Source organism: Pseudomonas sp. 1L-B-1-E-C1, from assembly GCF_057291835.1.
Map to the genome: position 1 here is coordinate 286850 of NZ_JBXAWN010000010.1, position 9359 is coordinate 296208.

Annotated in this window: 21 protein-coding genes; all 21 read right to left on the reverse strand. The window is 54.7% G+C overall.

Features of this window, described 5'->3' with window-relative positions; all coding sequences use genetic code 11:
* On the reverse strand, positions 1 to 177 hold the full coding sequence (gene rpmD / locus AC0Z4S_RS19195) for a 50S ribosomal protein L30 (RefSeq protein ID WP_003176408.1): 177 nt from the start codon (positions 175 to 177) through the stop codon (positions 1 to 3).
* Between the two features lie 2 nt (positions 178 to 179).
* Positions 180 to 680: a 30S ribosomal protein S5 gene (rpsE, locus tag AC0Z4S_RS19200; RefSeq protein WP_471878818.1), complete on the reverse strand. Its 501-nt coding sequence runs from the start codon at positions 678 to 680 to the stop codon at positions 180 to 182.
* Positions 681 to 683: 3 nt separating this feature from the next.
* The gene (gene rplR, locus AC0Z4S_RS19205; RefSeq protein ID WP_003186037.1) at positions 684 to 1034 is read right to left on the reverse strand and encodes a 50S ribosomal protein L18; all 351 of its coding nucleotides are present in this window, start codon (positions 1032 to 1034) and stop codon (positions 684 to 686) included.
* A gap of 10 nt (positions 1035 to 1044) precedes the next feature.
* On the reverse strand, positions 1045 to 1578 hold the full coding sequence (gene rplF / locus AC0Z4S_RS19210; protein ID WP_003228722.1) for a 50S ribosomal protein L6: 534 nt from the start codon (positions 1576 to 1578) through the stop codon (positions 1045 to 1047).
* Positions 1579 to 1590: 12 nt separating this feature from the next.
* Positions 1591 to 1983, reverse strand: coding sequence for a 30S ribosomal protein S8 (gene rpsH, locus AC0Z4S_RS19215; RefSeq protein ID WP_016772944.1), 393 nt, complete (start codon positions 1981 to 1983; stop codon positions 1591 to 1593).
* 208 nt (positions 1984 to 2191) lie between these two features.
* Entirely contained in the window at positions 2192 to 2497 is a 306-nt protein-coding gene (gene rpsN / locus AC0Z4S_RS19220; RefSeq protein ID WP_003186042.1) for a 30S ribosomal protein S14, read from the reverse strand.
* 13 nt (positions 2498 to 2510) lie between these two features.
* Complete coding sequence (rplE, locus tag AC0Z4S_RS19225) at positions 2511 to 3050, reverse strand: 50S ribosomal protein L5 (protein WP_003210069.1); 540 nt, start codon at positions 3048 to 3050, stop codon at positions 2511 to 2513.
* A 20-nt stretch (positions 3051 to 3070) separates the two neighbouring features.
* Positions 3071 to 3385 carry a 50S ribosomal protein L24 gene (gene rplX / locus AC0Z4S_RS19230; protein ID WP_003186046.1) on the reverse strand — a complete coding sequence of 105 codons (315 nt, stop codon included), beginning with the start codon at positions 3383 to 3385 and terminating at the stop codon, positions 3071 to 3073.
* 11 nt (positions 3386 to 3396) lie between these two features.
* Positions 3397 to 3765: a 50S ribosomal protein L14 gene (gene rplN, locus AC0Z4S_RS19235; RefSeq protein ID WP_002555479.1), complete on the reverse strand. Its 369-nt coding sequence runs from the start codon at positions 3763 to 3765 to the stop codon at positions 3397 to 3399.
* Positions 3766 to 3788: 23 nt separating this feature from the next.
* Entirely contained in the window at positions 3789 to 4055 is a 267-nt protein-coding gene (rpsQ, locus tag AC0Z4S_RS19240) for a 30S ribosomal protein S17 (protein WP_003194644.1), read from the reverse strand.
* A 2-nt stretch (positions 4056 to 4057) separates the two neighbouring features.
* On the reverse strand, positions 4058 to 4249 hold the full coding sequence (gene rpmC, locus AC0Z4S_RS19245) for a 50S ribosomal protein L29 (RefSeq protein ID WP_002555481.1): 192 nt from the start codon (positions 4247 to 4249) through the stop codon (positions 4058 to 4060).
* Positions 4249 to 4662, reverse strand: a complete 414-nt coding sequence (gene rplP / locus AC0Z4S_RS19250; protein WP_003228729.1) for a 50S ribosomal protein L16 — start codon at positions 4660 to 4662, stop codon at positions 4249 to 4251. Before rplP ends, rpmC begins: the two co-directional genes overlap by 1 nt.
* 12 nt (positions 4663 to 4674) lie before the next feature.
* On the reverse strand, positions 4675 to 5361 hold the full coding sequence (rpsC, locus tag AC0Z4S_RS19255) for a 30S ribosomal protein S3 (RefSeq protein WP_003176422.1): 687 nt from the start codon (positions 5359 to 5361) through the stop codon (positions 4675 to 4677).
* Between the two features lie 13 nt (positions 5362 to 5374).
* Positions 5375 to 5707, reverse strand: coding sequence for a 50S ribosomal protein L22 (rplV, locus tag AC0Z4S_RS19260; RefSeq protein WP_003103908.1), 333 nt, complete (start codon positions 5705 to 5707; stop codon positions 5375 to 5377).
* Between the two features lie 11 nt (positions 5708 to 5718).
* Complete coding sequence (gene rpsS, locus AC0Z4S_RS19265) at positions 5719 to 5994, reverse strand: 30S ribosomal protein S19 (RefSeq protein ID WP_011336172.1); 276 nt, start codon at positions 5992 to 5994, stop codon at positions 5719 to 5721.
* Between the two features lie 16 nt (positions 5995 to 6010).
* Complete coding sequence (rplB, locus tag AC0Z4S_RS19270) at positions 6011 to 6835, reverse strand: 50S ribosomal protein L2 (RefSeq protein WP_016772943.1); 825 nt, start codon at positions 6833 to 6835, stop codon at positions 6011 to 6013.
* 14 nt (positions 6836 to 6849) lie between these two features.
* Entirely contained in the window at positions 6850 to 7149 is a 300-nt protein-coding gene (rplW, locus tag AC0Z4S_RS19275; protein WP_002555488.1) for a 50S ribosomal protein L23, read from the reverse strand.
* Complete coding sequence (gene rplD, locus AC0Z4S_RS19280) at positions 7146 to 7748, reverse strand: 50S ribosomal protein L4 (RefSeq protein WP_003228735.1); 603 nt, start codon at positions 7746 to 7748, stop codon at positions 7146 to 7148. The genes rplW and rplD overlap by 4 nt, the downstream gene beginning before the upstream one ends.
* Before the next feature lie 12 nt (positions 7749 to 7760).
* Positions 7761 to 8396 carry a 50S ribosomal protein L3 gene (gene rplC / locus AC0Z4S_RS19285; protein ID WP_003228738.1) on the reverse strand — a complete coding sequence of 212 codons (636 nt, stop codon included), beginning with the start codon at positions 8394 to 8396 and terminating at the stop codon, positions 7761 to 7763.
* Positions 8397 to 8476: 80 nt separating this feature from the next.
* Entirely contained in the window at positions 8477 to 8788 is a 312-nt protein-coding gene (gene rpsJ, locus AC0Z4S_RS19290) for a 30S ribosomal protein S10 (RefSeq protein WP_003186070.1), read from the reverse strand.
* Positions 8789 to 8942: 154 nt separating this feature from the next.
* Positions 8943 to 9359 (reverse strand): EF-Tu C-terminal domain-related protein (locus AC0Z4S_RS19295; RefSeq protein WP_485624204.1); only part of this gene is annotated, 417 nt, incomplete at its 5' end.

A 9359-nucleotide genomic window follows, 5' to 3' on the forward strand; every position in this document is an offset into this window, starting at 1 on the left:
TTAACCCTCGACACGCAGCATGTAGTAAGCCTTGTTGATCATCCCGCGATTCTCGGGAGTATCCTGGACTTCTACAGTGTGACCGATGCGACGCAGCCCCAGACCCTTAACGCACAATTTGTGGTTAGGGATGCGGCCGGTCATGCTTTTGATCAGCGTAACTTTAACGGTAGCCATGATTACTTGATCTCCTCAACACGCAGGCCACGCTTGAGAGCGATGGACTCAGGAGATTGCATAGCCTTCAGACCCTTGAAAGTGGCGTGAACCACGTTTACCGGGTTAGTCGAGCCGTAGCACTTGGCCAGAACGTTCTGAACGCCAGCAACTTCGAGGACAGCACGCATAGCGCCGCCAGCGATGATACCGGTACCTTCAGAAGCAGGCTGCATGTATACCTTCGAAGCGCCGTGAGCGGACTTCATTGCGTACTGCAGAGTGGTGCCGTTCAGGTCAACTTGAATCATGTTGCGGCGAGCAGCTTCCATTGCCTTCTGGATCGCAGCAGGCACTTCACGCGACTTGCCACGGCCGAAGCCAACACGCCCTTTACCATCACCAACCACGGTCAACGCGGTGAACGTGAAGATACGGCCGCCTTTAACGGTTTTGGCTACGCGGTTAACTTGAACCAGCTTCTCGATGTAGCCTTCGTCGCGCTTTTGGTCGTTATTTGACATAACTTAGAACTCCAGCCCAGCTTCACGAGCAGCATCAGCCAGCGCTTTAACGCGGCCGTGGTACTTGAAGCCAGAGCGGTCGAAAGCCACTTGCGATACGCCAGCGGCCTTAGCACGCGTAGCGACCAGCTGGCCAACCTTTGTGGCCGCGTCGATGTTGCCAGTGGCACCATCACGCAGTTCTTTATCCAAAGTCGAGGCACTTGCCAGGACTTTGTTGCCGTCGGCCGAGATGACCTGGGCGTAGATGTGCTGCGACGAGCGGAACACGCAGAGACGCACGACTTCGAGTTCGTGCATTTTCAGGCGTGCTTTGCGAGCGCGACGCAGTCGAGTAACTTTTTTGTCGGTCATTTGCTATGCCCTACTTCTTCTTGGCTTCTTTACGACGGACGACTTCGTCCGCGTAGCGCACACCTTTGCCTTTGTACGGCTCTGGTGGACGGAAGTCGCGGATCTCGGCGGCCACTTGACCTACCAGCTGCTTGTCGATGCCCTTGATCAGGATATCGGTCTGGCTAGGAGTCTCAGCGGTGATGCCTTCCGGCAGTTCGTAATCCACTGGGTGCGAGAAGCCAAGAGCCAGGTTCAGAACCTGACCTTTTGCTTGCGCCTTGTAACCAACACCGACCAGCTGGAGCTTGCGCTCGAAGCCTTGGCTTACGCCCTGGACCATGTTGTTTACCAACGCACGCGTGGTACCGGCCATTGCGCGAGTTTGTTGATCGCCATTGCGAGCAGCGAAACGCAGCTCACCAGCTTCTTCAACGATCTCAACGGACGAATGGATGTTCAGTTCAAGAGTGCCCTTGGCACCCTTCACCGAAAGCTGTTGGCCTGCGAATTTGACTTCGACACCGGCTGGCAGCTTAACGGGGTTCTTAGCGACGCGAGACATGCTTATCCCCCCTTAGAACACAGTGCAAAGAACTTCGCCGCCGACACCGGCAGCGCGCGCAGCACGATCCGTCATCACACCTTTGTTGGTGGAGACGATAGACACGCCAAGACCGCCACGAACTTTCGGCAGATCTTCAACGGACTTGTACTGACGCAGGCCTGGACGACTAACGCGCTTCACTTCTTCGATAACCGGACGGCCTTCGAAATACTTCAGCGAGATGGACAGCGACGGCTTGGCGTCGGTGGTGATCTGAAAATCCGCGATGTAACCTTCGTCCTTCAGGACTTTTGCTACAGCAGCCTTCAACGTGGAAGACGGCATGCTTACGACAGACTTTTCAGCCATCTGGGCATTACGGATTCGAGTTAGCATGTCCGCTAACGGGTCCTGCATACTCATGGGCTAGACGCTCCTAATACAGAAAAATTAGCCTTGCGGCTACTACTTGTCGCCGAGAACTTCCGGGCAGAAAAACACGGGCTCAGGCGAGCCGGTCATTCTAGACACACCCCAGAAATGAATCAAGCCCCAAAAGGGGCTTGATTCAGATTCAAGGCCACCGATGGTCAGGTTCTTGCGAACCCGATCATCGAGACTTTGACAACTGTTACCAGCTGGCTTTAACCAGACCTGGTACGTCACCACGCATTGCAGCTTGACGCAGCATGTTACGGCCGAGGCCGAACTTGCGGTACACGCCGTGCGGACGACCAGTCAGGCGGCAACGGTTACGCATGCGCGAAGCGCTTGCGTCACGTGGTTGCTTCTGCAGAGCTACTGTAGCTTCCCAACGTGCTTCTGGACTTGCGTTCAGGTCGACGATGATAGCTTTCAGCGCTGCACGCTTGGTGGCGTACTTGGCAACGGTGAGCTGACGCTTCAGCTCACGGTTTTTCATGCTCTTCTTGGCCATTTTCCTACTCCAATCAGTTGCGGAACGGGAATTTGAAAGCACGCAGCAGAGCGCGGCCTTCATCATCGTTCTTGGCAGTGGTGGTCAGGGTAATGTCCAGACCGCGGAGAGCATCGATCTTGTCGTAGTCGATTTCCGGGAAGATGATCTGCTCTTTCACGCCCATGCTGTAGTTACCACGACCATCGAAGGACTTGGCATTCAGGCCGCGGAAGTCGCGAACCCGAGGCAGGGAGATCGACAGCAGACGATCCAGGAATTCGTACATACGCTCACGGCGCAGGGTCACTTTGACGCCGATCGGCCATCCTTCGCGGACTTTGAAGCCAGCGATGGATTTACGAGCGTAGGTCACAACGACTTTCTGGCCGGTGATCTTTTCCAGGTCAGCAACAGCGTGCTCGATGACTTTTTTGTCGCCGATCGCTTCGCCCAGACCCATGTTCAGGGTGATTTTGGTAACGCGCGGAACTTCCATCACGTTCGAAAGCTTAAGTTCTTCCTTAAGTTTCGGAGCGATTTCCTTCCGGTAAATCTCTTTTAGTCGTGCCATGGTCTTCTACCTAGCAGTGTTCAAGCATCAACCGCTTTTTGGGTCGACTTGAAGACACGAATTTTCTTACCGTCTTCTACTTTGAAACCAACGCGGTCAGCCTTGTTGGTTTCGCCGTTGAAGATGGCGACGTTGGAAGCGTGCAGTGGCGCTTCTTTCTCGACGATACCGCCCTGTACGCCCGACATCGGGTTAGGCTTGGTATGACGCTTGACCAGGTTCAGACCACCGACAACCAGACGGTTGTCAGCAAGAACCTTCAGCACCTTACCGCGCTTACCTTTGTCTTTGCCGGCGATCACGATGATCTCGTCGTCACGACGAATCTTTTGCATGTCGGATCTCCTTACAGCACTTCTGGGGCGAGCGAGACGATCTTCATGAACTTCTCAGTACGAAGTTCACGGGTCACTGGCCCAAAGATACGGGTGCCGATCGGCTCTTGCTTGTTGTTCAGAAGAACAGCAGCGTTGCCATCAAAGCGGATAATGGAGCCATCAGCACGACGTACGCCGTGACGAGTGCGGACTACAACAGCAGTCATCACTTGGCCTTTTTTCACCTTACCGCGAGGAATTGCTTCCTTCACGGTAACTTTGATGATGTCACCGATACCAGCGTAACGACGATGGGAGCCACCCAGCACCTTGATGCACATAACACGGCGAGCGCCGCTGTTATCGGCCACATCGAGCATGGATTGAGTCTGAATCATATAATTTCTCCGACCCCTAGCCCTTAGACTTCCACAGCGCGTTCGAGAACATCAACCAGTGCCCAAGACTTGGTCTTGGCCATCGGACGAGTTTCACGAATAGTGACTTTGTCGCCGATGTGGCACTGATTGGTTTCGTCGTGCGCGTGCAGCTTAGTCGAACGCTTAACGTATTTACCGTAGATCGGGTGCTTTACGCGACGCTCGATCAGAACGGTGATGGTTTTGTCCATCTTGTCGCTGACAACACGGCCAGTCAGCGTACGGACAGTTTTTTCGGCTTCAGCCATGATCACTTACCTGCCTGCTGGTTGAGCACAGTCTTCACGCGAGCGATGTCACGCTTAACTTGCGAGAGCAGATGAGACTGCCCCAACTGGCCAGTTGCTTTCTGCATGCGCAGATTGAACTGGTCGCGCAGCAAGCCGAGCAGTTGCTCGTTCAGCTGCTGTGCGGATTTTTCACGAAGTTCATTCGCTTTCATCACATCACCGTCCGTTTAACAAAGGAGGTGGCGAGCGGCAGCTTTGCAGCAGCCAGGGCGAAAGCCTCACGCGCCAGCTCTTCAGAAACACCCTCGATTTCATACAGGACTTTGCCTGGCTGAATCTGGGCAACCCAGTACTCCACGTTACCCTTACCTTTACCCATACGAACCTCGAGAGGTTTCTTGGAGATCGGCTTGTCCGGGAATACACGGATCCAGATCTTGCCGCCACGTTTTACGTGACGGGTCAGAGCACGACGCGCTGACTCGATCTGACGAGCGGTGAGACGACCACGAGCAACAGACTTCAGCGCGAACTCGCCGAAGCTGACTTTGCTACCGCGCAGTGCCAGACCACGGTTGTGGCCGGTCATCTGCTTGCGGAACTTCGTACGCTTTGGTTGCAACATTTGGCGTACCCCTTACTTAGCAGCTTTTTTACGAGGCGCTGGTGCTTGTGGCTTCAGCTCTTCTTGGCGACCACCAATTACTTCGCCTTTGAAGATCCAAACCTTTACACCGATCACACCGTATGTGGTGTGAGCTTCGTAGTTGGCATAGTCGATGTCGGCACGCAGGGTGTGCAGTGGCACACGACCTTCGCGATACCATTCAGTACGTGCGATTTCAGCACCGCCGAGACGACCGCTCACTTGGATTTTGATGCCTTTGGCACCAATGCGCATGGCGTTCTGTACAGCGCGCTTCATAGCGCGACGGAACATTACACGACGCTCCAGCTGCTGAGCTACGCTCTGCGCAACCAGCATACCGTCGAGCTCCGGCTTGCGGATCTCTTCGATATTGATGTGCACAGGCACACCCATTTGCTTGGTCAGGTCCTGACGCAGTTTCTCAACATCTTCACCTTTCTTCCCGATAACGATACCTGGACGAGCGGTGTGGATGGTGATGCGTGCAGTTTGGGCCGGACGATGGATATCGATACGGCTTACGGACGCGCTTTTTAGTTTGTCTTGGAGATACTCACGCACTTTCAGATCTGCGAACAAGTAGTCCGCATAAGTCCGACCGTCTGCGTACCAGACGGAGGTGTGCTCCTTGACGATTCCCAGGCGAATGCCAATGGGATGTACTTTCTGACCCATCTCTTCGACTCCGTTACTTGTCAGCAACCTTGACAGTGATATGGCAAGACCGCTTGACGATGCGATCAGCACGACCTTTGGCACGTGGCATGATGCGCTTCAGCGAACGCCCTTCGTTGACGAAAACGGTGCTGACCTTCAGGTCATCAACGTCTGCGCCTTCGTTATGCTCGGCGTTGGCTACGGCCGACTCCAGCACTTTCTTCATGATCTCGGCGGCTTTCTTACTGCTGAAAGCCAACAGGTTGAGCGCTTCGCCCACCTTCTTCCCGCGGATCTGGTCGGCGACCAAGCGGGCTTTCTGGGCGGAGATTCGAGCGCCCGACAACTTAGCGGCTACTTCCATTTCCTTACCCCTTAACGCTTGGCTTTCTTGTCAGCCACGTGCCCGCGATAGTTGCGGGTACCGGCGAACTCGCCCAGTTTGTGGCCGACCATGTCTTCGTTAACGAGAACTGGGACGTGCTGACGACCGTTGTGTACTGCGATGGTCAGACCGACCATTTGTGGCAGGATCATCGAACGACGCGACCAGGTTTTAATTGGTTTGCGATCGTTCTTTTCCGCCGCCACTTCGATCTTCTTCAGTAGGTGAAGATCAATAAAAGGACCTTTTTTCAGAGAACGTGGCACTGTCGTATCCCTCTATTTACTTGCGACGACGGACGATCATTTTGTCGGTACGCTTATTACCACGAGTCTTCGCGCCCTTAGTCGGGAAGCCCCATGGCGATACCGGATGACGACCACCAGAGGTACGACCTTCACCACCACCATGTGGGTGGTCAACCGGGTTCATGGCAACACCACGAACGGTTGGGCGAACGCCACGCCAGCGTTTGGCACCAGCTTTACCCAGCGAACGCAGGCTGTGCTCGGAGTTCGAGACTTCACCCAGGGTCGCACGGCATTCAGCCAGGACTTTACGCATTTCACCGGAACGCAGACGCAGGGTCACGTAGACACCTTCACGAGCGATCAACTGAGCCGAAGCACCAGCGGAACGAGCGATCTGTGCACCTTTACCTGGCTTCAATTCGATGCCGTGTACGGTAGAACCGACTGGAATGTTGCGCAGTTGCAGAGCGTTGCCTGGCTTGATTGGAGCCAGAGCGCCCGCGATCAGCTGGTCGCCAGCACTCACGCCTTTAGGGGCGATGATGTAGCGGCGCTCGCCGTCTGCGTAGCAGAGCAGTGCGATGTGAGCAGTACGGTTTGGATCGTATTCGATGCGCTCGACAGTGGCGACGATGCCATCTTTGTCGTTGCGACGGAAATCGACCATACGATAATGCTGCTTATGACCACCACCGATGTGACGAGTGGTAATACGGCCATTGTTGTTACGACCACCAGACTTCGATTTTTTCTCGAGCAGCGGTGCGTGAGGAGCGCCTTTATGCAGCTCCTGGTTGACCACCTTGACCACAAAACGGCGGCCAGGGGAAGTCGGTTTGCATTTAACGATTGCCATGATGCACCCCTTCCTTACTCAGCACTGCTGCTGAAATCGAGATCTTGGCCTGGCTGAAGGGAGATAACTGCCTTCTTCCAGTCATTACGCTTGCCCAGACCGCGAGCAGTGCGCTTGCTCTTACCCAGAACGTTCAGGGTAGTGACGCGCTCTACTTTCACGCTGAACAGGCTTTCGACGGCCTTCTTGATTTCCAGCTTGGTTGCATCGGTAGCAACCTTGAAAACGAACTGGCCTTTCTTGTCTGCCAGAACCGTAGCCTTCTCGGAAACGTGCGGGCCAAGCAGAACTTTAAATACGCGTTCCTGGTTCATCCCAGCAGCTCCTCGAATTTCTTCACGGCCGACACGGTGATCAACACCTTGTCGTATGCGATCAGACTAACTGGATCGGAACCTTGCACGTCACGTACATCTACGTGCGGCAGGTTGCGAGCAGCCAGGTACAGGTTCTGATCAACAGCGTCCGACACGATCAGAACGTCGGTCAGGCTCATGTTGTTCAGTTTGCCCAGCAGATCTTTGGTTTTCGGAGTTTCAACAGCGAAATCCTGAACCACGACCAGACGATCAGTACGCACCAGCTCAGCAAGGATGGAACGCATTGCTGCGCGATACATCTTCTTGTTCAGCTTCTGGGAGTGATCCTGTGGACGAGCTGCGAAAGTGGTACCGCCGCCACGCCAGATTGGGCTACGGATAGTACCGGCACGAGCACGGCCAGTACCTTTCTGACGCCATGGGCGCTTGCCGCCACCACGAACGTCGGAACGGGTCTTCTGCTGCTTGCTACCTTGACGGCCGCCGGCCATGTAGGCCACGACTGCTTGGTGAACCAGCGTCTCGTTGAATTCGCCGCCAAATGTCAGTTCGGAAACTTCGATCGCTTGAGCGTCATTTACATTTAATTGCATGTCAGCTTCCCCTTAACCGCGAGCCTTGGCTGCTGGACGTACAACCAGATTGCCGCCAGTAGCGCCAGGAACAGCACCCTTGACCAACAACAGATTGCGTTCAGCGTCCACGCGCACTACTTCCAGGGACTGCACGGTCACGCGCTCAGCGCCCATATGACCGGACATTTTTTTGCCCTTGAATACACGACCAGGAGTCTGGCACTGGCCGATAGAGCCTGGGACGCGGTGGGATACGGAGTTGCCGTGGGTGTTATCTTGCCCGCGGAAATTCCAACGCTTGATCGTACCCTGGAAGCCTTTACCCTTGGACTGACCGGTTACATCAACCAGTTGACCAGCGGCGAAGATTTCAGCGTTGATCAGATCGCCAGCCTGGTACTCGCCTTCTTCAAGACGGAATTCCATGGTGGTGCGACCAGCGGCAACGTTCGCTTTAGCGAAGTGGCCAGCCTGAGCTGCTGTTACACGCGAAGCGCGACGCTCGCCGACAGTGACTTGCACTGCACGATAGCCATCGGTCTCTTCAGTTTTGAACTGGGTGACGCGATTCGGCTCGATCTCAATGACCGTGACCGGAATGGAGACACCTTCTTCGGTGAAAATACGGGTCATACCGCATTTACGACCGACTACACCAATAGTCATGTTGTAAACCTCATGAGTGTACGGGGCTTTCACCCGCTATGGCCGCCCATTTCAGAGCGTTACACGACCAAGACCGAGTCTTAGCCGAGGCTGATCTGCACTTCCACACCGGCCGCAAGATCAAGCTTCATCAGCGCGTCAACGGTTTTATCCGTTGGCTGGACGATGTCCAGAACACGCTTATGAGTGCGGATCTCGTACTGGTCACGCGCGTCTTTGTTGACGTGCGGAGAAACCAGAACGGTGAACCGCTCTTTACGGGTAGGCAGTGGAATTGGACCACGCACTTGAGCACCAGTACGTTTCGCGGTTTCCACGATTTCCTGGGTTGATTGGTCGATCAGGCGATGGTCAAAAGCCTTCAACCTGATACGGATTTGCTGATTTTGCATTGGATTTCAGACTCCGGCTGCTATTCCCACCGGGCGCAATACGCCCGTTAAAAGGAGGCGCAATTCTATAGACGCCCCCGATAGGTGTCAACCCAATAAAAAAGCCCCCGCTGAGCGGGGGCTTTTTCAATCCATCAAGCTGACTTTAAAAGTCTTACTCGATGATTTTGGCTACGACGCCAGCGCCGACGGTACGACCGCCTTCACGGATAGCGAAACGCAGACCGTCTTCCATCGCGATGGTTTTGATCAGGGTAACAGTCATCTGAATGTTGTCACCTGGCATTACCATTTCAACGCCTTCTGGCAGCTCGCAGTTACCAGTCACGTCAGTAGTACGGAAGTAGAACTGTGGACGGTAGCCTTTGAAGAACGGAGTGTGACGGCCGCCTTCTTCCTTGCTCAGAACGTAAACTTCTGCGGTGAACTTGGTGTGCGGCTTGACCGAACCTGGCTTGACCAGAACCTGGCCACGTTCAACGTCGTCACGCTTGGTACCACGCAGCAGAACGCCGCAGTTCTCGCCAGCACGACCTTCGTCGAGCAGTTTGCGGAACATCTCAACACCGGT